Origin of the sequence: Variovorax sp. SRS16 (assembly GCF_901827165.1) — a bacterium.
Classification (GTDB): domain Bacteria; phylum Pseudomonadota; class Gammaproteobacteria; order Burkholderiales; family Burkholderiaceae_C; genus Variovorax.
The window spans coordinates 3,443,839-3,466,205 of sequence record NZ_LR594666.1; the positions used below are offsets into that span (position 1 = coordinate 3,443,839).

Annotated in this window: 21 protein-coding genes; 6 read left to right on the plus strand and 15 right to left on the minus strand. The window is 67.2% G+C overall.

Features of this window, described 5'->3' with window-relative positions; all coding sequences use genetic code 11:
- Positions 1–33 precede the first annotated feature (33 nt).
- Positions 34–951 (plus strand): Bug family tripartite tricarboxylate transporter substrate binding protein, encoded by a 918-nt coding sequence (locus tag E5P2_RS16645; protein ID WP_162570520.1) that lies wholly within the window; start codon positions 34–36, stop codon positions 949–951.
- 21 nt (positions 952–972) lie between these two features.
- Here E5P2_RS16645 and E5P2_RS16650 read toward each other — a convergent pair whose 3' ends face one another.
- Complete coding sequence (locus tag E5P2_RS16650; protein WP_162568230.1) at positions 973–1,797, minus strand: undecaprenyl-diphosphate phosphatase; 825 nt, start codon at positions 1,795–1,797, stop codon at positions 973–975.
- Positions 1,798–2,017: 220 nt separating this feature from the next.
- On the opposite strand from E5P2_RS16650, the gene E5P2_RS16655 reads away from it, so the two are divergent.
- Positions 2,018–2,602 (plus strand): DUF2889 domain-containing protein, encoded by a 585-nt coding sequence (locus tag E5P2_RS16655; protein WP_162568231.1) that lies wholly within the window; start codon positions 2,018–2,020, stop codon positions 2,600–2,602.
- 27 nt (positions 2,603–2,629) lie between these two features.
- Here E5P2_RS16655 and E5P2_RS16660 read toward each other — a convergent pair whose 3' ends face one another.
- The 7 genes from E5P2_RS16660 to E5P2_RS16690 are packed head-to-tail and all read right to left on the minus strand — an operon-like array spanning position 2,630 to position 9,388.
- Positions 2,630–3,562, minus strand: a complete 933-nt coding sequence (locus E5P2_RS16660; RefSeq protein WP_162568232.1) for a 3-keto-5-aminohexanoate cleavage protein — start codon at positions 3,560–3,562, stop codon at positions 2,630–2,632.
- 17 nt (positions 3,563–3,579) lie between these two features.
- Complete coding sequence (locus tag E5P2_RS16665) at positions 3,580–4,746, minus strand: acyl-CoA dehydrogenase family protein (protein ID WP_162568233.1); 1,167 nt, start codon at positions 4,744–4,746, stop codon at positions 3,580–3,582.
- Positions 4,743–5,948, minus strand: a complete 1,206-nt coding sequence (locus E5P2_RS16670) for a CaiB/BaiF CoA transferase family protein (RefSeq protein WP_162568234.1) — start codon at positions 5,946–5,948, stop codon at positions 4,743–4,745. Before E5P2_RS16670 ends, E5P2_RS16665 begins: the two co-directional genes overlap by 4 nt.
- Positions 5,945–6,877, minus strand: coding sequence for an HpcH/HpaI aldolase/citrate lyase family protein (locus E5P2_RS16675; RefSeq protein ID WP_162568235.1), 933 nt, complete (start codon positions 6,875–6,877; stop codon positions 5,945–5,947). Before E5P2_RS16675 ends, E5P2_RS16670 begins: the two co-directional genes overlap by 4 nt.
- 47 nt (positions 6,878–6,924) lie before the next feature.
- Positions 6,925–7,884, minus strand: coding sequence for a Bug family tripartite tricarboxylate transporter substrate binding protein (locus tag E5P2_RS16680; protein ID WP_162568236.1), 960 nt, complete (start codon positions 7,882–7,884; stop codon positions 6,925–6,927).
- Positions 7,885–7,915: 31 nt separating this feature from the next.
- Complete coding sequence (locus tag E5P2_RS16685; protein ID WP_162568237.1) at positions 7,916–8,368, minus strand: MaoC family dehydratase; 453 nt, start codon at positions 8,366–8,368, stop codon at positions 7,916–7,918.
- 36 nt (positions 8,369–8,404) lie between these two features.
- Positions 8,405–9,388, minus strand: coding sequence for a Bug family tripartite tricarboxylate transporter substrate binding protein (locus E5P2_RS16690; RefSeq protein WP_162568238.1), 984 nt, complete (start codon positions 9,386–9,388; stop codon positions 8,405–8,407).
- A gap of 125 nt (positions 9,389–9,513) precedes the next feature.
- On the opposite strand from E5P2_RS16690, the gene E5P2_RS16695 reads away from it, so the two are divergent.
- The 4 genes from E5P2_RS16695 (at position 9,514) to E5P2_RS16710 (ending at position 12,462) form a co-directional block, all read left to right on the plus strand.
- A complete protein-coding gene (locus tag E5P2_RS16695; protein ID WP_162568239.1) occupies positions 9,514–10,248 on the plus strand; it encodes a FadR/GntR family transcriptional regulator in 735 nt (244 codons plus the stop codon).
- Positions 10,249–10,288: 40 nt separating this feature from the next.
- Positions 10,289–11,062, plus strand: a complete 774-nt coding sequence (locus E5P2_RS16700; RefSeq protein WP_162568240.1) for an enoyl-CoA hydratase/isomerase family protein — start codon at positions 10,289–10,291, stop codon at positions 11,060–11,062.
- A 17-nt stretch (positions 11,063–11,079) separates the two neighbouring features.
- Positions 11,080–11,850 (plus strand): enoyl-CoA hydratase/isomerase family protein, encoded by a 771-nt coding sequence (locus E5P2_RS16705; RefSeq protein WP_162568241.1) that lies wholly within the window; start codon positions 11,080–11,082, stop codon positions 11,848–11,850.
- Between the two features lie 117 nt (positions 11,851–11,967).
- Positions 11,968–12,462, plus strand: coding sequence for an H-NS family nucleoid-associated regulatory protein (locus E5P2_RS16710; RefSeq protein WP_162568242.1), 495 nt, complete (start codon positions 11,968–11,970; stop codon positions 12,460–12,462).
- Positions 12,463–12,534: 72 nt separating this feature from the next.
- On the opposite strand, the gene E5P2_RS16715 is transcribed toward E5P2_RS16710, so the two are convergent.
- From E5P2_RS16715 to E5P2_RS16745, 7 genes are all read right to left on the minus strand, one after another.
- Entirely contained in the window at positions 12,535–13,224 is a 690-nt protein-coding gene (locus E5P2_RS16715; protein WP_332107548.1) for a DUF2894 domain-containing protein, read from the minus strand.
- Complete coding sequence (locus E5P2_RS16720; RefSeq protein WP_162568243.1) at positions 13,217–13,864, minus strand: OmpA family protein; 648 nt, start codon at positions 13,862–13,864, stop codon at positions 13,217–13,219. The genes E5P2_RS16715 and E5P2_RS16720 overlap by 8 nt, the downstream gene beginning before the upstream one ends.
- Positions 13,861–15,954: a DUF802 domain-containing protein gene (locus E5P2_RS16725; protein WP_162568244.1), complete on the minus strand. Its 2,094-nt coding sequence runs from the start codon at positions 15,952–15,954 to the stop codon at positions 13,861–13,863. Before E5P2_RS16725 ends, E5P2_RS16720 begins: the two co-directional genes overlap by 4 nt.
- Positions 15,947–16,690: a DUF3348 domain-containing protein gene (locus tag E5P2_RS16730; RefSeq protein WP_162570522.1), complete on the minus strand. Its 744-nt coding sequence runs from the start codon at positions 16,688–16,690 to the stop codon at positions 15,947–15,949. Before E5P2_RS16730 ends, E5P2_RS16725 begins: the two co-directional genes overlap by 8 nt.
- Before the next feature lie 116 nt (positions 16,691–16,806).
- Positions 16,807–17,451: an aspartate/glutamate racemase family protein gene (locus E5P2_RS16735; protein WP_162570523.1), complete on the minus strand. Its 645-nt coding sequence runs from the start codon at positions 17,449–17,451 to the stop codon at positions 16,807–16,809.
- A gap of 9 nt (positions 17,452–17,460) precedes the next feature.
- Entirely contained in the window at positions 17,461–18,939 is a 1,479-nt protein-coding gene (locus tag E5P2_RS16740; protein WP_162568245.1) for an efflux transporter outer membrane subunit, read from the minus strand.
- A 15-nt stretch (positions 18,940–18,954) separates the two neighbouring features.
- Positions 18,955–22,218 carry an efflux RND transporter permease subunit gene (locus E5P2_RS16745; protein ID WP_162568246.1) on the minus strand — a complete coding sequence of 1,088 codons (3,264 nt, stop codon included), beginning with the start codon at positions 22,216–22,218 and terminating at the stop codon, positions 18,955–18,957.
- Positions 22,219–22,367 lie beyond the last annotated feature (149 nt).

The window sequence follows — 22,367 nt, forward strand, 5'->3', positions numbered from 1 at the left end:
CGCCGCGCCATCGCACTGGCGGCGCTCGCATGCATGCTCCCGCTGCACGGCCTCGCAGCGGCCGCCGACTGGCCGCACGAAAAGCCGATCACCTGGATCGTCGGCTTCGCGCCGGGCGGCAGCCTCGATGTTCTCACCCGGCTCGCGGCGCGGCGGCTGAGCGAGAAGACCGGCCAGCCGGTGGTGGTCGACAACCGTCCGGGCGCATCGGGCGTCATCGCGCTGCAGGCAGCGGCCAAGGCGACGCCGGACGGCTACACGCTGATCTCGATCCCCGGCCCCATCCTGTTCAACCAGCGGCCGCCGGAACTGGGCAAGGAGCTGGTCGCGGTGGCCAGGATCGCCGAGGGACCGATGGTTCTGGTCGGTCCGGCGGCGGCACCGACATCGACCGTCGCGGAGTTGCTCGCGGCAATGCGCGCCACGCCGAAGGCCTGGAGCTACGCGAGTTCCGGCAACGGCACCTCGCAGCATCTGGCCGGCGAACTGTTCAACATCACGGCCGGCACGGCGATGACGCACATCCCATACAAGGGCGGCGGCCAGGCGGTGACGGACGTGGTCGGCGGCCAGGTGCCGCTGGCGATCCTGGGCGTCACGCCGGTGCTGCCGCAGATCAAGGCCGGCAAGCTCAAGGCCTATGCCGTGACCTCCTCCTACCGCATCGAGAGCCTGCCCGAGGTGCCGACGATGCAGGAGGCCGGCCTCAAGGGCTACGAGGCCACGCAGTGGTACGTGGTCGGTGCGCCGGCCGGCACGCCCGCCGCCCGGGTGACGCAATTGAACGCCTGGATCAACGAGATCATGGCTTCCAGCGAACTCAGGCCGGCGCTGGTTTCCAGCGGATCGATCGCGGGCAAGGGCAGCGCGCGGGACACGCAGGCCTTCGTCGCCGCCGAGACGAACAAGTGGAAGGACATCGCGCACAAGTCCGGACTCGCCCTGGACTGAGCGGCTGCCACGCGGCGCGCGCTACTCCGCCCAGACCACCGCGCCGCTCCACGCGGTGGCGAGCACCACGATCCCGAACGCGATCCGGTACCACGCGAAGGGCACGAAGCTGTGGCTCGCGATGTAGCGCAGCAGCCAGCGCACGCACAACCAGGCGCTGACGAACGAGAACACCAGACCGACGAGGAACAGCGGGATGTCGGCCAGCGACAGCAGCGCGCGCTCCTTGTAGAGGCTGTAGACACCGGCGCCGATCAGCGTCGGAATCGCGAGGAAGAAGGAGAACTCGGTCGCCGCCTGGCGCGACAGGCCCAGCAGCATGCCGCCGATGATGGTCGAGCCGCTGCGGCTGGTGCCCGGGATCATCGCGAAGCACTGGACCACACCGACCTTCAGCGCGTCCCACGGCGTCATGTCGTCGACATGCTCGACGCGCACCGCGCCGGGCGGGCGCTTCTCGGCCCACAGGATGATGAAGCCGCCGATGATGAAGGTGCTGGCCACCACGATCGCAGTGAACAGGTGCGCCTTGATCGCCTTGCCGAACAGCAGGCCCAGCACCACCGCGGGCAGGAAGCCGACCAGCACGTTGAGCGCCAGGCGCCGCGCCTTGGGCTGGCGCGGCAGCGCGACGACGGTCGAGCGGATCTTCTCCCAGTAGACCCCGATCACCGCGAAGATCGCGCCGGTCTGGATCGCGATGTCGAACACCTTGGCCTTGTCGTCGTCGAAGCCGAGCAGCGAACCCGCGAGGATCAGGTGCCCGGTCGACGAGATGGGGAGAAACTCGGTCAGGCCCTCGACGATGCCCATGACGGCGGCCTTCACCAGCAAAACGATATCCACGCGCGCTCCTTGTAAGAGTGCCGATTATCGCGAGGACATCGCTCAGCCTCCGTTCATTGCGCTCGAGCGCTCGGAAGATCGAGGTGCAGGCGATGCGTTGAATGATGTTAAAAATCGACGTCAGCTCGCCAACAGGCTCGCGACGGCAAGCCGGATCCGAGCGGGACCTCTTTGCTGCGCGCCGAGTCGCGCGGCGCTATCCAGGAACGAAAGAAAAAGCATGGACGCCCTCCCCGACCCCGTTTCTCGCGAGCCCGCGCACATCCGTGCCATCACGACCCGCAGCTTTCTGCGCGTCGATGGGCTCTGGGACCTCGAGGCCGAACTGGTCGATACCAAGGCCTATGCGACGACGACCAACGGCGACCGCTCGCGTGCCGCGGGCGAGCCGGTCCACCACATGCACATCCGTCTGACGATCGACGACGCGCTGATCGTGCACGCAGCAGTGGCGGCCATGCCCAGCACGCCCTTCGATGAATGCGCGCCCGCAGCCGACCCCTTCGGCGGCCTGGTCGGCGCAAGGATCGGTCCGGGTTGGCGCAAGCAGGTCGATGCGGCCATGGGCGGCGTGCGCGGCTGCACCCACCTGCGCGAGTTGCTGGGTGTGATGGCGACGGTCGCCTTTCAAACCGTTCCGGGCTACCGGCGCCACCAGCGGCTACAGCGTGGAGAGGCCCCCCTCGTCGCCACCGAGCCCGACCATCAGATGGGCAAATGCCTGAGCTGGGATTTCGATGGCCCTGTCATCGCGCGCATCGCGCCGCAATTCATCGGCTACCGCCCGAAGGCACCGTCGCGCTGAGACGCCGTGTGATGCGGCAAGGTCCTCTCAAAAGCCGACAGCAGAAGAACCTTTCAGCTGGAGAATCTCCCGCGCCTCATCCGCCGTGGCGATCTCCAGCCCCAAGCCTTCGAGGATGGCGCGCACTTGATGCACCTGCTCGGCATTCGATTTCGCCAGGCGGCCCTTGCCGATCCATAGGCTGTCTTCCAGGCCCACCCGCACGTTCCCGCCCATGGACGCTGCCATCGCTGCCACTTTCATCTGACTGGCACCGGCACCCAGCACCGACCAGCGGTAGTTGTCGCCGAACAGCCGATCGGCCGTGCGTTTCATGTGCATCACATCGTCGGGATGCGTGCCGATGCCGCCGAGGATGCCGAACACGGTCTGGATGAAAAACGGAGCCTTCACCAGGCCACGCTCGACGAAGTGCGCCAGGTTGTACAGGTGCGAGGTGTCGTAGCACTCGAATTCGTAGCGCGTGTCGTTCGCCGAGAGCTCGGTCAGCACGGTTTCCAAATCGCCGTAGGTGTTGCGAAAGATCAGGTCCTTGCTTCCTTCGAGGTAAGGGCGTTCCCAATCATGCTGGAACTCCTTGAAGCGCTTGAGCATGGGGAACAGGCCGAAGTTCATGGTGCCCATGTTCATCGATGCAACCTCGGGTCGAAGCACCTTCGCTGGCAGCATGCGCTCCTGCACGGTCATGTAGGGCGAGCCGCCGGTCGTCAGATTGACGACCGCCTTGCTCCGGGCCTTGATCTGCTCCAGGAATGGCTTGAATGCCTCCGGGCGCTGATCCGGCTTGCCGGTGACGGGATCGCGGGCATGCAGGTGAATGATTGCCGCGCCCGCTTCGCAAGCCGCGATGGACGCCTCTGCGATTTCGTCGGCCGTGACCGGCAGGTGCGGAGACATCGATGGCGTGTGGATCGCGCCGGTCACTGCGCAGCTGATGATGACCTTCTTTTGCTGGAACATGGAAACTCCGGAGGCTCTCAGTAAGACTTGGGAAGGTTCAGCACCTTCTCCGCAATGAAAGACAGGATCAGTTGGATGGACACGGGTGCCAGCCTGGGAAGCATCGCCTCTCTCAGGTAGCGCTCGACGTGGTACTCCTTCGCGTAGCCCATGCCGCCATGCGTCAGCACGGCCGTCTCGCAGGAACGGAAGCCCGCCTCGGCGCAGAAGAACTTGGCGGCGTTGGCCTCTGCGCCGCAGGGCCGGCCCTGGTCGTAGAGCCATGCGCCGCGCCGGTACAGCAGTTCCGCCGCTTCCAGTTCCACCCAACGCTCCGCCAGCGGATGCTGCACGCCCTGGTTCTTGCCGATCGGGCGGTCGAAGACCACCCTTTCGTTGGCATAGCTCGCCGCCCGGCGCAGCGCCGCGCGGCCGAGACCGGTGGCTTCGGCCGCGAGCAGCAGGCGCTCGGGATTCATGCCATCGAGGATGTACGAGAACCCCTTGCCTTCTTCTCCGATCCGGTCTTCCACCGGAATCTCGAGCCCGTCGATGAACAGCTGATTGGAATCGACGCACTTGCGGCCGAGCTTCTCGATCTCGCGAACCTCGACGTGGCTGCGGTCCAGGTCGGTGTAGAAGAGACTGAGCCCTTGCGAGGGCGACTTGACCTGTTCGATCGGCGTGGTCCGCGCCAGCAGCAGGATCTTGTGAGCGACCTGGGCGGTGGAGATCCAGATCTTCTGCCCGTTCACGATGTACCGGTCGCCCTTGCGCACCGCCATCGTCTTGAGCTTGAGCGTGTTGAGCCCGGTGTTCGGCTCGGTGACGCCGAAGCAGGCTTTCGCCTCGCCCTTGATGATCGACGGAAGCCAGCGGCGCTTCTGTCGTTCCGTGCCATGCACGGCGACAGGATGCAATCCGAACACGTTCATGTGAATGGCGGAAGCGCCGGACAGGCCTGCGCCGGAGCCCGCGACGGCTTCCATCATGAGGGTGGCTTCGAGGATGCCCAGGCCCGCGCCGCCGTGCTCCTGCGGCATGGCGATGCCGAGCCAGCCAGCGTTGGCCATGGCGCGGTAGAAGTCCTCGGGAAAGCCGCCTTCGCGATCCCTGAGCAGCCAATAGTCGTCGCCGAAATCGCGGCAGATGCCGGCCACGGCTTCCTGGATCGCACGTTGTTCATCACTCAGATCGAAGTTCATCGCGCTTCCCCTTTCGACGTGAGGCGGACGATCTCCGCCTCGCTGTAGCCGAGCTCGGCCAGCACTTCACGCGTGTGCTCGCCGTGCATCGGCGCGGCCCGGCGGACCTCGGTGCGTTCGCCATCGAATCGCAGCGGCTGCGCCACGGTGGCGAGCGTGCCGAGCGCAGGATGCTCGTACTCGAACACCATGCCGCTGGCGCGCGTGTGCGGATGCGCCGAGAGTTCGCCGAGAGTATGCAGCGGCGAGCAGGGGATGCCGGCTGCGTCCAGCGTCTGCAACCAGTCGGCCCGCCCGCGTGTCCGCATGGCGGCGCTGACCAGTGACAGCGTCTGGGCTCGATGCTCGACGCGCGCCGCGTTGGTGGCGAAGCGCGGGTCGTCGCGCACGGACTCCAGCCCGGCCAGGGCGCAGAAGCGCTGCCAAAGCGCGTCGTTGGCGACGCCGAGAATGAGCGGCTTGTCGGCGGTCTCGAACACCTGGTAGGGACACAGCGACTCGTGGCCGCTGCCCGGCCGAACGGGTTCGGTGCCGCGTTCCCAGAAGTTCTGCAGGAAGTAGGCGAGGAAGCCGGTCGCGGTGTCGAAGAGCGAGGCTTCCACCGTGCCGCCGACACCGCTTCGTTCCCGCTCGTACAGCGCCGCCAGGATGCCGGCGAGCGCATGCAGGCCCGTGCCCTGGTCCACGGGGGAGAAGGGACTGCGCACCGGCGGCCCGTCTGCTTCGCCGGTGATGGAGAGCATGCCGCAGAACGCCTGCAGTATCACGTCGTAGCCCTTGCCCTGGGACATCGGCCCCACGCTGCCGAAACCCGAGATGTCGCAGAACACCAGCCGGGGGTTCAACGCGCGAAGCGATGCGCTGTCGACGCCGAGCTTCGTGGCCACGCCCGGTCCGAAGCTCGTGATCGCGACGTCCGCTCGCCGCGCGAGCCGATGCACGATCTCGCGGCCGTCGTCGGTGGCGAGGTCGACCGCGATCGAGCGCTTGTTGCGATTGGTGCTGATGAAGATCGCGCCGGTTCGCGCTCCCCCGCCCTCGCGCAGCGGAGGCCAGCCACGGGTTTCGTCGCCGCCGCCCCGCGGCGACTCGATCTTGATCACGTCGGCACCCATGTCGCCCAGGTACTGGGCGCACAGGGGGCCGGCAAGAACCTTGGACAGGTCCAGCACGCGCAGGCCGCGCAGAGGCTGTTTGCTCATGAACGATCCGATCCGCCTTCCGCCGTGCTTGCGGCGAAGCGCTGCGCGAGCGCGAGCAGGCGCTGCGCCTGCTTCAGGTGCGGCATGTCCAGCATCTTGCCGTCGAGGCCGACCGTGCCCAGTCCCGGGTTGCTCTCGAAGATCTCGACCACGCGTCTGGCGTGTGCAAGCTCCTCGTCGCTCGGCGTGAACGCAGCGTTGATCGTGTCCACCTGGCCGGGGTGGATCGCGATCTTTCCGGTGAAGCCGCGCTGGCGCGCACGCTGTGCATCGCGACGCAGGCCTGGATCGTCCTTGAAGTCGGCCCAGATCGTGTCGATGGGCTGCACGCCCGCGGCATGCGCACCCGCGAGGCAGAGGGAGCACGCGAGTTGATAGATGGTGTCGTACTCGCCGTCCTGTGCGCGGTTCGTGCTGGCGCCCAGTGCGGCCGCGATGTCCTCGGCGCCCCAGGTGAGAGCGGCCAGCCGTGACGAGCAACCCTCGTAGCTGCCCAGGGTGAACAGCGCCTGGGGCGTCTCGGTGGCGACCGGCATGATCCGGATGCTCCCCTTGGCAATGCCGTCGCGGACTTCGATCGCTTCCAGGTAGTGAGAGAGCCTGACCACGTCGGCGGCCCCGCGCACCTTCGGCAAGACGATGCCATCGGGCGCGCCCTGCGCCGTCACGAGGTCCTGCAAGGCCGATTCCGTCTCCAGCGGGTTGATGCGAACCCAGAGTTGCTGGCGGCTGCGATCCGGCCGGCTGCGCAGATAGTCGAGCGCCATGCCGCGAGCGATCTGCGTGCGACTCGGAGCGACTGAATCCTCCAGGTCGAGGATCAGGGCGTCGGCCGCGCTGTCGGCGCCCTTGGCCATCTTGCGCTCGCTGTCGGCGGGCACGAACAGAAAGGACCGGACGGGTCGGATGGGGTCGGGTAATTGGTTCATGTTCGGAATCGGATAGGCATGGCGCGCGAGCGCCGGGTGGTGTCGAATCAGTTCGCCTTCAGGCCGGCCGCAGTGATCAGGCGGCCCCACTTTTCCTTCTCGGATGCGGCGAACGCCTTGAGTTCCTCGGCGGACTTCTTCTGCGGTTCGATGCCGAACTGCAGAAGCTTGTCCTGCACGTCGCTGCGTGCCAGCACCTTGTCGAGGGCAGCGGAAAGCGTGTGCGAGACCTCGGCCGGCACGCCCTTGGGCGTGTACAGCACGGTCCATCCCACCAGCTCATAGCCCTTCACGCCCTGCTCGGCCAGCGACTTGACGCCGGGCAGCAGCTTGCTCTGGGTGGCGGAGGTCACGCCGAGGGCCTTCACCTGATTCGACGTGATCGCGGCGCGCAGCGAGGTGATCGTGTCGACCATGAATTCGACCTGTCCGCCGATGACGGCCGTCAGGGCCTGGCCACTGCCCTTGAAGTCGACCGGGAACATCGGTGCCTGGGCGAGCGACTTGAAGAGCTCGTGCGCGGTCCGGCACGTCGTGGTCGAGACCGCCGTATTCAGGGCGTTGGGCTTCGCCCGGGCCGCACGGATCAGGTCCTGGATGTCGTTGACGGAACTGGCGTTGTTGGCGACGTAGACCAGCGGCAGGATGCCGATCATCCCGATGGCCTCGAAGTCCTCGGCCTCGTAGCCGGGGTTCGCGTAGATGAATGCGTTCGCCGCATTGGTTGCGTTCGTGCCCACCATCAGCGTGTAGCCGTCGGCAGGCGCATGGGCGGCGAACTGCGCACCCACATTGCCGTTGGCGCCGGGCTTGTTCTCGATATAGACCGCTTGCTTGAGTTCCTTGCCGAGCGCATCGGCAACGAAGCGGGCCACGATGTCCGTGCCCTGCCCGACCGCGTACGGCACGATCACCTTGATCGCCTTCGATGGATAGGCGTCGGCGAACGCGCTGAGTGTGCCGGCTGCCAGCAGCAGGCCGGCGATGAAGTGGTGCAGCTTTCGCATGGATGCTTCCTTGGTGTGAGTTCGACGCGGATCAGTCCGGCTGGCGCAGCATCAGGGCCTGCCGCGTGCAGGTGCAGACTTCTTCGTCGCGCTGATTGAAGCCCTGGTGCAGGAAGGTGATGATTCCGGCGTTCGGGCGCGAGTGGCTTTCGCGGCTCGCGGTGACGGTGGTCCTCGATCGGATCGTGTCGCCGGCGAACACCGGCTTCGGGAAACGCGTATCGGTCATGCCGAGGTTCGCGATGGTGGTGCCCAGCGTCGTGTCCTGGACCGACAGCCCGATGACGAGTCCCAGCGTGAAGATGCTATTGACCAGCGGTCTGCCGAACTCCGTTCCCTTGCAGTATTCCGCGTCGATGTGGATGGCCGCGGGATTGCATGTGGCATTGCTGAACCACATGTTGTCGGCCTCCGTCACGGTGCGCCGGATCTCGTGTTCGAACACCTGCCCGACGCTGAATTGCTGAAACCACAAACCTGCCATGTCGCCTCCTGTGTCCTGTGTGGGCGTGATTGGAAGTCACTCGCCCTTGATGCCCGCGCCCTGGATCACCGGCCTCCACTTGTTCGTCTCGGCGACGATGAATGCGGCGGCGCCTTCCGGCGTCATCGGCTCCAGGCGATCGAGGCCAAGGTCGTCGAAGGTCTTCTGCAATTGCGAACTGCCGACGGCGGCCGTGATCTCGCGATTCAGCCGCTCGATCACGGCGCGCGGCGTGCCCTTGGGCACCAGCACCGCATTCCATCCATAGGCGGAAAAGCCGGGGATGGCAGCCTCCGCCAAGGTCGGCATATCCGGCAGGGAGGCCAGGCGCTTCGGCGTCGTGACGCCCAGGCCGATCAGCTTGCCGCTCTTGACGTACTGCACCGCCGAGGACGCCTGGCCGACCATGAAGGCGACCTGCCCGCTGAGCAGGTCGTTCATCGCCGGCGCCTCGCCCTTGTACGGGATGTGCTGGGCCTTGACGCCGGCACTTCGCAGAAAATGTTCCGCCGCGATGTGCAGGGTCGTGCCCACGCCGGAGGACGCATAGCTGAATCGGCCGGGCTGCGTCTTGAGCAGTTCGATGAAGGCGCGCGCGTCTCGCGCCGGCACCGACGGGTTCACGGTCAGCATCAGCGGCGTGCTGTTCACGACCGCGACCGCGGTGAGATCTTCCGGCCGGTAGGGAAGATTGCCGTAGACCGCCGGCGCGAAGCTGTAGGCCGCGGAGGCGAAAAGCAGCGTGTAGCCGTCCGCCGGCGAGCGCGCCACGGCCTCGGTCCCGATGGTCGAGCCCGCCCCGGCGCGGTTGTCGATCACCACGGGCTGCTTCAGCCGCTCCGACAGGGTTCTCGCCAGGGCGCGCGCGACGACATCGGTTCCACCGCCGGCGGAAAAGGGCACGACCATCCTGAGAGGCCGGGCGGGATAGTTGTCTTCTGCGAACACCGACAGCGGTGAAACTGCTGCGGCTCCCAAAAAGAATGCAGCCAGCGCGTCGCGCCGGTTGAAGCCTTCCATGTTGTCTCCTTTGTTGTGTCCGACGCCAAAAAAACTCTGTCGCGGGATTGCGTCGAGTTGGTCGAACCATTGACAGATCGGATCGTACAAAGATACGATTGATCTGTAAACACCAAAATCAAGCCGTGAACGACGTCAAACTTTCTCCCATCCGTGCGCCGAAGAACTCGGACCTGCTGGCGCGCGAACTGCGCCGGCGCATCCTCGACGGCGCACTCGAGCCGGGCATGCCGCTTCCCGCCGAACGCGAGCTCATGGCCCAGACCGGCCTGAGCAGGGGATCGGTTCGCGAAGCCCTGCGCATCCTCGAAACCGAAAGCCTCGTCCGGACTCGCCCGGGCCGGCTCGGCGGCACGGTCGCCAGCCGACCGGACGATCAGTCGATGCACCGATCGGTGTCACTCTTCGTGGGCGGCCGCGGCATCAGCCTGCTGTCGCTGCTGCAGACGCGGGAAGCGGTGGAGCCCTCGCTCGCCGCGCTGGCGGCGCAGAACCGCACGGCGGCGGAGCTGCAAAACCTGGTCGACGTCACGCGGCGCGTCGAGGAGGCGTTCGCTGACGTGCCGCAGTTCCTGCGCGAGAACGTCAATTGGCATTGCGCCATCGCCGACGCGAGCCACAACGAATTGCTGCGGGCGTTCATGCTGTCGATCGCCAACCTCGTCTACAAAGCCTCGGCCATCGAGAACTTCGCGACGGAAGACGTGCGCCATACCGTGATCAGAGCCCACCGCCGGATCCTCGCCGCGATCACCGAGAAGGACGCGGAGGCGGCCAACCGTCGCATGGCGCGGCACCTGGCGGCCTTGAGCGCTGCCTGCAAGAAGTTTCCCAACGCACCCCTGGTGATCGAAGTCTGATCAACGGCGGCCCAATCCTTCATTCCGGAGACAAGAACGGATGTCCATCGATTTCACATTGGCTCGGCATGTCGCCACCCTCACGATCAACCGTCCCGAGCGCATGAATGCGATGGATGCGGCGCATTACAAAGCCCTGTCCGATGCGTGGCTCAGAGTGCGCGACGATCCGGAAATCCGGGTCGCGATCGTGACCGGTGCCGGAGAGAAGTCCTTCTCGGCCGGCGCCGACCTGAAATCCTTCGTCAATGCGCAGCCGGCACTCTCCGAGACGCTTCTGACGCAGAAGGATCAACTGCTCAACCGCGGCCTCGAGGTCTGGAAGCCGGTCATTTCGGCGATCAACGGCTATTGCGTCGGGGGCGGCATGACCTTGATGCTGGCATCGGACCTGCGCATCGCGGCCGAGCATGCGACCTTCTCGGTCGCCGAGGTCAAGCGCGGCATTTTTCCCGGCAACGGCGGCACGCAGCGCATCGCCCAGCAACTGCCGCATGCCATTGCGATGGAACTGCTGCTCCTGGGAGACAGCATCGACGCCCAGACCGCTCTGCGCTGGGGTCTGGTGAATCGCGTCGTCCAGCCATCGGCGCTGATGGAAACAGCCTTGGCTTTCGCGCACCGGCTGGCGCGCAATGCGCCACTCGCCGTGCAGGCCGCGAAAGAACTCGCGATCCGCAGCCGCGACGTCGATCTCGCGACCGGCCTGCGGCTGGAACAGATCATGCTGCGCCTGCTTCAGGGAACGGAGGACGTCGTGGAAGGCACCCGTGCTTTCGCGGAAAAGCGCCAGCCGGAATTCACCGGTCGCTGAGATCAGGAAGCCGAACCATGAACACACGATTCGTTGTGGAAGACGCCGTGGCGCGGATCACGCTGGACCGTCCGGAAAAGATGAACGCGCTCACCGTCGAGATGCGCGAGGCGCTCGGCACGGCCTTCGAGGCCGCCGGGCGGGATCCGACGGTGCGGGCCGTGCTGCTGGACGCCGCCGGGCCGGCGTTCTGCGCGAGCGGCGATGTGGGCAGGATGGGCGACTTCACGCCGGAGAGCGGCAGGGCCTTGCTGAAGCTGGCACAACGCATGGTTCGCAATCTGGCGAACATCGAGAAGCCGGTGGTCTGTGCGGTCCGCGGCGCGGTGGCCGGCATCGGATGGAGCATGGCGCTGGCGTGCGATGTGGTGATCGCATCCGAAAGCGCGCGCTTCTCCCAGGTATTCCGCCACGTCGGGCTGGTGCCCGACGGAGGTGCCGTGTATTTCCTGACCCAGCATCTCGGCGTCCAACGCGCGAAGGAACTGGTGTATTCGGGTCGCCGCATCGACGCCCGGGAAGCACTGGCACTCGGACTGGTCTCCCAGGTCGTGCCGGATGGCGAACTGGAAGAAGCCGCATGGGCTCAAGTGCAGAGCCTCGCGAACGGACCCACCTTTGCGCTGGGTGTGGCCAAGAAGATGTTCAAGCTGATGTACCAGCCGGATCTCGAAGCCCTCCTGGATGCCGAGGCCTGGGCGCAGGGCCTGGCGCTTTTGACCGAGGATCACAAGGAAGGCGTGCGGGCCTTCTTCGAAAAACGCAAGCCGAAATTCCAGGGACGTTGATGCCGCATTGTCCGGACTCGCATTGTCTGGACTCGATCTGTCGTCCGGACACCATTGTGCGTCGCACGGCAATGCGCTTAAAGTCGCAACTCCACACGCACCTGGGACTTTCATTCAATGACTCAAAGCTACAAGCAGATTCAACGGCAAATCGAGGCACTCCAGCAACAGGCGGAAAAATTGAAGAAGAAGGAAGTGGGAGGCGTCATTGGCCGCATCAAGGAGGCGATTGCGCACTATGGGTTGACTGCAGACCAGCTCTTTGGAGGCAAGTCCGGCGGCAGCAAGTCGAAGGCGGCCAAGGCCGTCGCTGTCGCGCCTCAGTCGGCCAAGTACGCTGACGGCCAAGGCAACGCGTGGTCGGGTCGAGGCCCGCGTCCGCATTGGCTGCGCGATGCATTGAAGGCTGGAAGAGCACTCGATGAGTTCGCAACCGCAGGTTCTTCGCCCGCCAAGACGACGCGCAGCGCAGCGAAGGCTTCGAAAGCGAAGAAGCCCAAAGCGAAGTATCGCGACCAGGCCGGCAACAGCTGGAGCGGCATGGGTCCGCGCCCGAGGTGGCTCAAGGAAGCGATGGCGGCCGGAAAGTCACTGGAAGAACTCACTGCGTAGAGTGCCGCTGCATTCCGGCGGGTGCGCCGGATGCAGAGGGTCTCAAGCGTCCTGCAGACTGCCCGACATCCATCAGCCGGACCTGCCGCGAGCCGTCTTCCGATGGCTTTCGGCACGCGGGGCATGGGTGCCTGACAGGCCACGGCCCGCATCTGCCTGATCGAGCCAATGCAACACGTCGACATAGGACATGAACCGGTTCAGGTATTCCGGCGACAGGTCACGCATCAGTATGAGAGATCGATGCACGAGCTGATGCGAATTGAGAGGGCCGGCATTCTCCGGCACCTTCGCAAGTGACTGCAACAGGCGCCGCTCGGCACTGAGCCGCGACCAGGTGCTCCTGAAATATCGGAGCGTCTTCAGTTCGGGATGGGAAGCGAGACTCGGCGTGCCATCGCTTGCTGTTGCGCCGCTCTCACGGGCAGAGGCACGCCGATCGATGTCGTCGACAAGCTCGGCCAGCGCCCCGCGATCGAGTCGGCCCTCCTGCTTCGCATCCGCCGCCGGCGGTGCCGATGGGCCATCCGCGCGACGGGCCTTTGCGAGATCCTCGCCATACACCGCCAGCAGCTTGACGACCTTGTCGTCCAGGATGCGTCGCGCTTCGCCGTGGTGGACGGATGCCCGTGCGGCCAGCGCTTCGATGAAGTGAAAGCGCACAGGATCGAACCGATGATCGCCACGCTCGCGCCGCGCGCGGACCATCCCGGCGGGGTCCGCGGCCTCCATGCCCGTCGTGCAGGGCTTGCCGCTACTCACGGGACTTGAGACTTCCGTCGGATCGCCTGGGCGTGGGCGCTATTTCCACACGCCGGTTGCGGGCGCGTCCGTCGGCGTCGGCATTCGATGCCACCGCTTGCTCGGACCCGAAGGCAGCGGCGAACAGCGAGGCCGACGGCATGCCTTCCTCGATCAGCGTCCGTGTCACCGTCAAGGCGCGCTGCGCCGACAGTTCCCAGTTGTCGGCGAACTGGCGATTGCCGCCGCGAACCTGCCGGTCGTCGGTGAAGCCGCTGACCATCAGAATCTCGTCGCGGGCCTGCAGGTAAGCGGCCAATGGTGCGGTCAAGCTCCTCAGCAACTGCCGGCCTTCGGGCTGCAATTCAGCGGAGTTGAAGGCGAACAGCACGCTGCCATTGATGCCGATGCGCCCGTTGCTGAGCGTCACGCGGCCCGTCGCCAAGGGCCCTGCCAGGGCTTGCTCAAGGGCCATTCGGCGCTGCGCTTCCACCTGCCGCTGCTTGACTTCGGCTTCCAGCTTTGTCGCGAGCTCGAACTGCATGCCGAGCACGCACACCAGGATCAGCACGAAGGCGCCCAGCATCCCCGCCATGAGGTCGCCGAAGACGGCCCATACCGGCACGGTCGGCTCCAGGCCGGCATCCATCTCCTCCCTCATCGCGCGTCGGCGTCCACGAGGGCCTGCTTGCTGCCTAGGCGCTGCAGATCGTCGACGATCTGCTTCTGCGACATGATGCTCAGGTCGATGACCTCCCTCGCCTGCGCGACGTAGTACGCCAGCTGCTCGTCGCTGCGCGCGATGGACTTGCCCAGCGTTCCTTCGATGCGCTGCAGATGCGCGCCGAGCTTGTCGTTCGATTCGCTGAACAGCTGAACGGCAAAGCCGAATGCGTCGCCCAGGCTCGCCACTTCGACGGCACTGCCGGTGATCTGCGCGGCGACGGCGGCCATCTTGCCGGTCTGCGCATCGACCGTGTCCGTGAAGCGGCTGCCGACCCGGTCCAGCATTTCCGCCGACGAGGTGACCAACGCGTCGATGGCCGTTCGCTGCTCGCCGGACGCATGGTTCACCGCGTCGAGCAGTGTCTCGAGCACGCTCAGCATGCGGCTGCGTTCCTCCAGCATCGCGTTGTCGCGCGCCATGCTGTCGGAAAGCTTCTGGCGCAGCTCGGCCACCACCTCGGCTGCGGCACGAGGCGCCTCGGCGGCGGCTTGCAGCAACCGGGCGATCTCGGCGACCGTGGTCTCTGCGTGTGCGCCCGTCTGTGCGGACATGTCGCGGGCGGTCTGCGCCAGCGTTTCGCAGAGCTGCTGCTGCGCACCGAGGGTCTGCGCGCCCGTTTGCTGCCACTCCTGCTGCAGCGAGGCGGCCATGGCCGACAGCGCATGCGTCCAGGCCGACAGCCGCTGCTCATCGCGCAATGCCGTTTCCGCCTGCAGGTCGGCATGCGCCTGGCCCACGTTGCGCAGCAGCGAGTCCGCGTGCTGCCCGAAGCTCGCCGCCACCGTGGCCAAGGCCTGGTGCGCATCCCCTGACTGCTTCTCGCTGACCCGCTGATGCTGCGCAAGAACGCTGTCCCAGGTGTTCGACACACGGGCCATCGTGCTTTCCAGATGGCCGCCGACCTCCTGCACCAGAGAGGCCGAACGCTGTTCGAAGCTTTCGGCGAAGTGGTCGTGCGCATGGCGCAGCGCCTCGGACAGCGCTTCGCTCGTGTGCCGGTGCTCGGCGAGCGCGGTCTTCCAGGTCTGCGCCACGCTGGTGTGGGTGGCTTCGAAGCGGATCGACAGACCGTCGAGTTGCTGCTGCACGGTGTGCGCGACGGTCTCGTGCAACCCGGCGGTCTCGCGCGCGATCCCTGCCATCGTGGCTTCGACGACCGGCTGGATCGTCGCGCCGGCGATGCGGGCGCTTTCGCTCAGGCTCTGGTTCAAGGATTGCCCGACGGAAGAGGCCAGACTGGCGTATGCGGCCTCGGTCTTGCGGTGGAAGCTGTCCTGGCCGGCGGCCAGGCGCTCGTTCAGCGCTTCGCTCTGCCGTTCCATCGTCGCCATCATGCGTTGCAGCCGATCGACCAGCTCGGGCATCGCCTGGTCCTGCCGCTGCAGCAGCTTGAAGGATTCCTCGCGCTGATGGGCCAGGGAGAAGCCCCGCAAGGTGGTCGCGATCCGCTGGTCGAGCCTTTGTCCCGCCTGCAGCCGCTCGCGCCGGCACAGCGCCGAGGCGAGGCCCAGCATCGCGGAAGCCGCCACGCCCGCGACCGATGTGCCGAAGGCCAATCCCAAGCCCTTCACGGGGGCAGACAGCGAGGCGCGGATGGCCTGCAGGTCGGTCGCGCTCTCCAGCGCGATGCCGGTGCCCTTCAGCGTGACGACCATTCCCAGGAAGGTGCCCAACATGCCCAGCAACACCAACAGCCCGGCCAGGTACGGCGTCAGCGCCGGGCCGGGCAAGCCAACGCGCTCACCTTCGATCCGCAGGCGCACCGCGTTGCGCAGGGAAGGATCCAGCTGCTCGAGCCAGGGGCCGAGGCTCGTCGGGGGATCGCGCAGGTCCGCCGTGGCGCGAGTCAAGGTGGACGTGGCCTGGCGGAAGCGCTGCAATTCCAGCGCGCCCATCAGGTAGAACGCGGCGACGAGCACCGTGATGGCCAACGCCAACGGGCTCGAACCGACGTAGCCGGCAGCGGCCCAGCACACGGCGGCCAGGCCGGCGACAAGGACGGCGTGATGAAGAAATCTATTCATGGCAGTCTGGTGGCCTCATGCGAAGGGCTTCGAGCAGCCCTTCGATCGGTTGCATTCGAAAATCAAGTTCGGCGAGGAGCAGGTCCTGCATGTCCTTGCAGAACAGATCCAGCCACTCGCCGGGTGGCGTCGTGTCGCCGGGATCGATCGACGCCTGTGCTGCCTGGCGCAGGCGCTCGAAATGCCTTGCGAGCCCTGCGGAAGCCGCCGTCAGCAAGCTGCGCTCGCGCGCACCCAGCACCTGTTCCATCACGACGTCCACGGCAGCAAGCCGGGCCATGGCAGGCGATCGGGCCGCCAGCGCCGCCCGCAGCCGGCTGCGCAACGGGGCGATGCTCGACTCCATGGCCTGCTGCTGGGCAAGGTAGCGCTGACGGTAGGGCTTGAAGGCGGCTGTCGTGGCCGCGGTGTCTCCGGGCGTCGACGCACGCAGGCGCCGGCCTTCTTTGTCGGTCGTGGAGAGGCCATCCTCGGCGATCGCATTCTTCAATGCGGTTCGCACGCGGGCGTATTCGCCTTCCTCGGCGCTGCTGGAGGCCCGGGCGCCGGCGGGCGCAGGCGCCAGGCCACCATTCAGTGCCGCGGACAGCGAGATGGCATCCGTCCAACCGAACCATTGGCTCAGTCGATCCGCAGTGGCCTGTCCGGATTCGCGGACTTCGGTGCCGGTCAGCCGAGAGAGCACGCACACCAGCGCCGAGCCGTTGAAACCTGTGCGCTGTGAAACGTGCGCCATACCGCCTGAACGAAAAACCGTGCAGTCTACCTTGATCGAATCGGCAAGGCCGCCCTGCCCCATTCGGCCGGCGGAGGCGAGACGAGTCTCCGCTTCCTGTCGAGCGATGAGGATGTCTAGCCCGACAACCGTGTACGCAGCGCCCGCACCGCGCTGTCGACGGTGGTCAGCACCGGCAGCCTCGATGCCAGTTCGCAGGCCTGCCGCGCACGGGCCATGCTGAACTGGGCCAATGCGATGCGCGTGCAGCCGCGCGCACGCAGCAGTTCGGCCTGTGCGGCGATGAGCCGGTCGTGCGTCTCCCCGTCGCCGCGATTCAACGCGTCCATCGCGCCGTCGGCCAGCGCGGGTTCGAGTGCCATGCCGGCCGGAAACTCGGGCGGCATCGACCTCAGCGTCGGTGCGAAGGTGGCGATGAGCCCGAGCTTGCCGGCACCCGCCGCCGCATCCGCCACCATCGCCTCGTTGGGCTTGAGCACGGGCAGGCCGGCATGCCGCTGCGCGACGGCCTCGATGCAGGGCCCGAAAGCCGAGCAGGTGAAGAGGATGCCCTGCGCGCCGGCGTCGACCGCATACTGCGCCAGCCGCTGGAAGCGCTCGTGCATCGCGGCGTCGAGCCCTCGGCCGCTGCGTGCGAGATCGGTCGAGAGGCTGTCGTCGAGCAGGTTCATCCGCGACGCCTGCGGCCAGTCGCGTTCGAAGGCGGCGTTGATCGGAGCGACCGAATGGCTCAGCGCGTGGATGAGGGCGATGCGTGTCACGGGCATCGCTCAGCCGCCTTTCGACGATGGCTTGGCCGAAGCCCCCTCGCCTTCCCATCCGGCCTGCCAGCCGCCGCCCAGCGCCTGGATCAGCGCGACGGCCGCGTTCTGGCGGCTGACCTGCAGCTGGATCAGCGTGCGCCGTGCGCTCAGCGCCGAAGCCTGTGCGGTCACCACGTCGGTGTAGCTGACCTGCCCTTGCCGATAGCGGTTGAGCAATTGCTGCTCGGTGCGGTCCGCCGCCTCCGAGGCCTCGCGGCGCAGGCCGTCCTGCTGCGCCAGCCGGCTGCCGGCGGTGAGCTGGTCCTCGACGTTCTGGAATGCGGTCAGCGCGGTCTGGCGGTAGCGCGCGACGGCCGCATCGCGCGTGGCGGTGGCGGCATCGACGCGCGCACCGATCGCGCCCGCATCGAACACCGTCTGCGCCACCGAGAGACCGAGCGACCACAGCGTGTTCGAGGCGCCGAACAGGTCGCCCACGCGGCTCGCGGTGCTGCCGACCGAGGCGCTGAGCGACAGGTTCGGGTAGTAGGCCGAGCGCGCGATGCCGATCTGCGCATTGGCCGAGGCCACGTCGCGTTCCGCGGCGGCGATGTCGGGCCGGCGCTGCAGCAGCGTCGAGGGCACGGCAAGCGGAATGCCCGGCACGGTCGGCGTCCAGTCGGCGGCCGGCAGGCTGAACTCGGCCGGCGCGGCACCGATCAGCACCGCGATCGCATGCTCCAGCGTGTCGCGCGTGCGCTGCAGCGCGACGCGGTCGGCGCGCGTGTTGACCAGCAGCGTCTGCGCCTGCAGCACGTCGGTCTGCGCGGCGATGGCGGCGTTGTAGCGGTTGCGCGTGATCTCATAACTGCGCTCGTAGCCTTCGATGGTCTCGGCCAGCAGCTTGAGTTCGGCATCGGCCTCGCGCAGCGAGAAGTAGTTGGTCGCCAGATCGCCGAGCGCCGAAAGGCGGGCCGCGGCCAGGTCGGCCTCGCTCGCCTGCGCGCTGGCCTGAGCGCCCGTCACGGCCAGACGCAGGCGGCCCCAGACGTCGGGCGCCCAGTCGGCGCCGAGCGAGGCATTGAACGAATTGCTGGGCGTGGTGTTGCGCGCGCCCGAACGGGTGGCGCCGCCGCCGAGCGAGACCGACGGAAAGAGCGCCGCACGCTGCTCGCGCACCAGCGCCTGGGCCTGCGCATAGTTGGCGACGGCGGCGGCGATGTTCTGGTTCGATACCTGCACGCGCTGCGCCAGCTCGTCGAGCTTCGCATCGCCGAAGAGCTTCCACCATTCGCCGCGGTCCAGCGCATCGGCCGGCGCCGCGGGCAGCCAGCCCTGGGCCGTGGGCGCTTCTTTCCAGGCCGCCGGCAAGGCGGTCGTGGGACGCTCGTAGGCCGGCCCGACGGCGCAGGCGCTCAGGGCCGCCGCCAGGGCCAGCGCCAGGGACGTTCGTGCGAGGCGGCGGCTCGGGCGGCCGCGGAGGGATGGGCGGTTCGGTGCGGTCATGGGTTCAGGCGGCGATCATGCTGGAGCGCCGGGATCGGCGGCCCGGGCCAGGTGTTTTTCGTTGGCCGGGCGCCGGCGCAGCTTGTCGAGCAGCACGTAGACGACCGGCGTGGTCAGCAGCGTGAGCAGCTGGCTCGCGATCAGTCCGCCGATGATGGCGACGCCCAGCGGCTGGCGCAACTCGGCGCCGAGGCCGAAGCCGATCGCGAGCGGCAGCGCGCCGAGTGCGGCGGCCAGCGTGGTCATCAGGATCGGGCGGAAGCGCAGCATGCAGGCCTCGCGCACCGCTTCGGTCGCGGTCAGCCCGCGCGCTCGCTCGGCCTCGAGCGCGAAGTCGATGATCAGGATGGCGTTCTTCTTGACGATGCCGATCAGGAGGAAGACGCCGATCAGCGCGATGATGGAGAACTCCATGCGGAACAGCAGCAGCGCCAGCACCGCGCCCACGCCGGCCGAAGGCAGCGTGGTCAGCACGGTGATCGGATGGATCAGGCTTTCGTAGAGCACGCCGAGCACGATGTAGATCACCACCAGCGCGGCCAGGATGAGCAGCAGCTGCTGCCCCTGCGACTGCTGCGCGGCAAGCGCCGTGCCCTGGAAGCTGCCGCGCACGTTGATCGGCATCGCGATGTCGGCCTCGGCCTCGGCGACGATGGCCTTCGCGTCGCCCAGGCTCACGCCGTCGGCGAGATTGAACGAGACGGTGCTCGAGAGCTCGGTGTCCTGGTGGTCGATCGAGGTCGGCACCGCGCGCTCGCGGAGCGTGGAGAAGGCCGCCAGCGGCACCATCGGCGTGACGGCGGTCGCGACCTGCTGGCCGGCGGACGAGGTGCGCGAGGCGGGGTTGGCCGAGGTGACCGTCGAGGTCCCGCTGCTGGCGTCGGTGTTGAGCTGCAGCGAACTCGTGATCGTGTTGCCGCTCGCGGTCGTGACCGAGTTCAGCGTCGACGGCACGTAGACGTCCTTGAGCACGATCGGCGAGCGCTGGAAGCGCGGCGCCCATTCCATGATGACCGAATACTGATTGAGTTCGTCGTAGATGGTCGCCACCGAACGCTGGCCGAACGCGTTGTAGAGCGCGTTGTCGACCGCGCTCGAGGTCACGCCCAGGCGCGCGGCGGCGTCGAGGTCGACGTCGACGTAGGTCTCGACGCCGTTGTCCGCATCGTCGCTGTCGACGTCGGTCAGCTTGGTTTCCTGGCGCAGGCGATCGGCCAGCTTGGTGGACCAGGTGCGCAGGTCGGCGAGGTTGTCGCTCTTGAGCGTGTACTGGTAGGTCGAGTTGCTCGCGCGCCCGCCCATGCGCAGGTCCTGCACCGGGCTCAGGAACACGCGCAGGCCGGTCAGCTGATTGAGCTGCGGACGCAGGCGGTCGATCACCGCGTTGGTCTTCTCGCTGCGCTCGGAGATGGGCTTCAGGTTGACGAACATGAAGCCGCCGCCCGCGCGGCTGCCGCCCGCGAAGCCGACCACCGTGTCGACCGCCGGATCCTTGTGGATGATGTCCACGGCTGCCTTCAGCTTGTCGGCGATCGCCACCGACGAGATGCTCTGGTCGGCCCGCAGGCCGGCATTGAGCTGGCCGACGTCCTGCTGCGGAAAGTAGCCCTTCGGGATGGCACTGAACAGGTAGATGTTGAGCCCGATCACCGCCAGCAGCACCAGCATCACCACGCCCTTGCTCGCCAGCGCCCAGTCCAGGCTTTGGGCGTAGGTGCCCAGGGTCCATTCCCAGGCGCGTTCGGCCTTGCTGCCGAGCCAGGCACGCACGCGGCCCGGCGGCTTGCCCTTTTCCCCGGCCTCGCTGCGCAGCAGCATGGCGCACAGCATCGGCGTGGTGGTGAGGGAGATCACGAGCGAGATCAGCACCGAGGCCGACAGCGTGACCGCGAACTCGCGGAACAGCCGCCCGACCTGCCCGCCCATGAACAGCAGCGGGATGAACACCGCCACCAGCGACAGGCTGATCGACAGCACCGTGAAGCCGACCTCGCGCGCGCCGCGCAGCGCGGCCTCCATGCGGTTCATGCCGGCCTCCACGTGGCGCATGGTGTTCTCGAGCACCACGATGGCGTCGTCCACCACGAAGCCGGTCGCGACCGTGAGCGCCATCAGGCTCAGGTTGTTGAGGCTGTAGCCCAGCAGGTGCATCACGCCGAAGGTGCCGAGCAGCGACACCACGGTGGCGACCGCGGGAATGATGGTGGCGCGCGCCTTGCGCAGGAACAGGCCGACCACCAGCACCACCAGCACGATGGAAATCATCAGCGTGCCCTCGATCTCGCGCAGCGAGGCGCGGATGGAGTTGGTGCGGTCCGACGCGACCTGGATGTCGATGTCCTGCGGCAGCTGCGCGCGCAGCTCGGGCATCAGCTTGCGCACGCCGTCCACCGTGTCGATGATGTTGGCGCCCGGCGACTGCGTGACCAGCACGATCACCGCGGGCTCGCCGTTGAACAGGCCCAGCGTGCGCGTGTTCTCCACGCTGTCGATCACACGCGCCACGTCGCCCAGCCGCACCGCGGCGTTGTTGCGCCAGGCGATCACCATGTCGCGGTAGGCGTCGGCGCGCAGGCCGGGCGCGGGCGTGTAGATCTGCATGCGGCGGTCGGCGGTCTCGATCGCGCCCTTGGGCCGGTTGGCGTTGTTGGCCTGGATCGCGGCGCGCACGTCCTCGCTGCTGATGCCCAGGCGATTCAGCGCGAAGGGCTCGAGTTCGACCCGCACCGCCGGCAGCGAACCGCCGCCGATCTCGACCTCGCCCACGCCTTCGACCTGCGACAGCCGCTGGCTGACGATGTTCGAGACCGCGTCGTAGATCTGGCCCGGCGTGCGCGTCTTGGAGGTCAGCGCGATGATCATGATCGGCGCTGCGGTCGGGTTGCGCTTGCGGTAGGTCGGGTTGCTGCGCAGCGTGGCGGGCAAGTCGACGCGCGACGCGTTGATGGCGGCCTGCACCTCGCGCGCGGCGCTGTCGATGTTGCGGCTGAGGTCGAACTGCAGCGTGATGCGGGCAGCCCCGGTCGAACTCGTCGAAGTGAGTTCGTTGACGCCGGGGATGATGCCCAGGCGGCGCTCCAGCGGCGTGGCCACGCTCGAGGCCATGGTGCTCGGGCTCGCGCCCGCCAGGCTGGCCTGGACCGAGATGGTCGGGAAGTCGACCTGCGGCAAGGGCGAGACCGGCAGCACGAAGAAAGCGACGATGCCGGCCAATGCGATGCCGATGGTCAGCAGCACCGTGGCGATCGGTCGCTCGACGAAGGGCTTGGAAAGGTTCATGCCCAAAGCCCCTCGGTATTGCTCCCTCTCCCTCTGGGAGAGGGCTGGGGTGAGGGCACTGGGCCTTTGAACGGTTGTCTTCGTTGGTCAGGCCGTTGGCCGGGAATCAAACGCAACGCACAAAGCAAAGGCCCGGCGCCCTCACCCCA

Bases quoted from the DNA above. Each gene is read 5' to 3' on its own strand.
- E5P2_RS16700 (WP_162568240.1), top strand. From the start codon at position 10,289: ATGTCCATCGATTTCACATTGGCTCGGCATGTCGCCACCCTCACGATC.
- E5P2_RS16675 (WP_162568235.1), bottom strand. From the start codon at position 6,877: ATGAACCAATTACCCGACCCCATCCGACCCGTCCGGTCCTTTCTGTTC.
- E5P2_RS16730 (WP_162570522.1), bottom strand. From the start codon at position 16,690: ATGGCGCACGTTTCACAGCGCACAGGTTTCAACGGCTCGGCGCTGGTG.
- E5P2_RS16740 (WP_162568245.1), bottom strand. From the start codon at position 18,939: ATGACCGCACCGAACCGCCCATCCCTCCGCGGCCGCCCGAGCCGCCGC.
- E5P2_RS16655 (WP_162568231.1), top strand. From the start codon at position 2,018: ATGGACGCCCTCCCCGACCCCGTTTCTCGCGAGCCCGCGCACATCCGT.
- E5P2_RS16710 (WP_162568242.1), top strand. From the start codon at position 11,968: ATGACTCAAAGCTACAAGCAGATTCAACGGCAAATCGAGGCACTCCAG.
- E5P2_RS16665 (WP_162568233.1), bottom strand. From the start codon at position 4,746: ATGAACTTCGATCTGAGTGATGAACAACGTGCGATCCAGGAAGCCGTG.
- E5P2_RS16690 (WP_162568238.1), bottom strand. From the start codon at position 9,388: ATGGAAGGCTTCAACCGGCGCGACGCGCTGGCTGCATTCTTTTTGGGA.
- E5P2_RS16720 (WP_162568243.1), bottom strand. From the start codon at position 13,864: ATGAGGGAGGAGATGGATGCCGGCCTGGAGCCGACCGTGCCGGTATGG.
- E5P2_RS16680 (WP_162568236.1), bottom strand. From the start codon at position 7,884: ATGCGAAAGCTGCACCACTTCATCGCCGGCCTGCTGCTGGCAGCCGGC.
- E5P2_RS16725 (WP_162568244.1), bottom strand. From the start codon at position 15,954: ATGAATAGATTTCTTCATCACGCCGTCCTTGTCGCCGGCCTGGCCGCC.
- E5P2_RS16745 (WP_162568246.1), bottom strand. From the start codon at position 22,218: ATGAACCTTTCCAAGCCCTTCGTCGAGCGACCGATCGCCACGGTGCTG.
- E5P2_RS16670 (WP_162568234.1), bottom strand. From the start codon at position 5,948: ATGAGCAAACAGCCTCTGCGCGGCCTGCGCGTGCTGGACCTGTCCAAG.
- E5P2_RS16660 (WP_162568232.1), bottom strand. From the start codon at position 3,562: ATGTTCCAGCAAAAGAAGGTCATCATCAGCTGCGCAGTGACCGGCGCG.
- E5P2_RS16685 (WP_162568237.1), bottom strand. From the start codon at position 8,368: ATGGCAGGTTTGTGGTTTCAGCAATTCAGCGTCGGGCAGGTGTTCGAA.
- E5P2_RS16645 (WP_162570520.1), top strand. From the start codon at position 34: ATGCTCCCGCTGCACGGCCTCGCAGCGGCCGCCGACTGGCCGCACGAA.
- E5P2_RS16705 (WP_162568241.1), top strand. From the start codon at position 11,080: ATGAACACACGATTCGTTGTGGAAGACGCCGTGGCGCGGATCACGCTG.